General features: G+C 71.2%; 1 protein-coding gene. It reads right to left on the minus strand.

Features of this window, described 5'->3' with window-relative positions; all coding sequences use genetic code 11:
* Positions 1 to 1,302: acyltransferase domain-containing protein (locus A2U95_RS29290; protein WP_166028561.1), on the minus strand; the 1,302-nt coding region annotated here is incomplete at both ends.

Raw genomic sequence — 1,302 nt, forward strand, 5'->3', positions numbered from 1 at the left:
AGTGGAAGGCGTGGCTGACCCGCAGCCGCTTCGACTTCGCGAACCGCTCGGCGATCGCGGTCACCTCGTCCTCGTCACCGGAGATCACCACCGAGGTGGGTCCATTCAGGGCGGCGATGGACACGTTGTCGGTGAGCAGCGGCAGGACCTCGTCCTCGGTCGCCTGCACAGCCACCATCGCCCCGCCCTCCGGCAGGGCCTGCATTAGCCGGCCACGCGCAGCCACCAGCGCAGCTGCGTCCTCCAGCGACCAGACACCGGCGACGTGCGCGGCGGCGAGTTCACCGATGGAGTGGCCGAGGAGGTAGTCGGGGGTGACGCCCCAGTGCTCCATCAGCCGGAACAGCGCCACCTCGACCGCGAACAGACCCGCCTGCGTGTAGACGGTGCGGTCCAGCAGACCGGAGTCGTCCGTGAAGACCAGTTCCTTGACCGGACGGTCCAGGTGCTTGTCCAGCTCCGCGCACACGGCGTCGAAGGCGTCGGCGAACACCGGGAACGCCGCATACAGCTCCCGGCCCATCCCGGCCCGCTGCGAGCCCTGGCCGGAGAAGAGGAACGCCGAACGCCCACCGACGGCCGTGCCCCGGACCACGCCCGGGGCGGTGCCGCCGGAGACCAGGACCTCCAGCCCTCGGACGAACTCCTCCCGGTGCGTCGCCACCACGGCGGCCCGGTGTTCGAAGTGCGAGCGGGTGGAGGCCAGGGACCAGCCGTTGTCGGCGCTCGACGTCTCCTCGTCATCGTGCAGGCGAGCCAGCAGGCGTTCCGCCTGCCCCGCCAGTGCCTCCGGCGACTTCGCCGACAGCACCCACGGCACCACCGGCAGCACGACCTCCGGCTCACCGGAAGTCTCCTGTTCCTGCTCCGGCTCGGCCGCCTCCAGGATCACGTGCGCGTTCGTCCCGCTCACACCGAACGACGACACACCCGCACGGCGCGGTCGGTCAGCCGTCTCCGGCCAGTCCTGTGCCTCCGTGAGCAGTGCGACCGCTCCTGCCGACCAGTCCACCTTCGATGAGGGCTGGGCGGCGTGGAGGGTGGGCGGCAGGATGCCGTGGCGCATGGCCATGACCATCTTGATGATGCCGGCGACGCCCGCAGCGGCCTGGGTGTGACCCAGGTTCGACTTCAGGGATCCGAGCCACAGCGGTCGGCCGTCCTCCGGTCGCTCCTGGCCGTAGGTGGCCAGCAGTGCCTGGGCCTCGATGGGGTCGCCGAGGGTGGTGCCGGTGCCGTGGGCCTCGACGGCGTCGACGTCGGCGCCGTCGAGACCGGCGTTGGCGAGTGCGGCGCGGATGA

It is taken from the genome of Streptomyces chilikensis (assembly GCF_001642695.1).
Taxonomy (GTDB): domain Bacteria; phylum Actinomycetota; class Actinomycetes; order Streptomycetales; family Streptomycetaceae; genus Streptomyces; species Streptomyces chilikensis.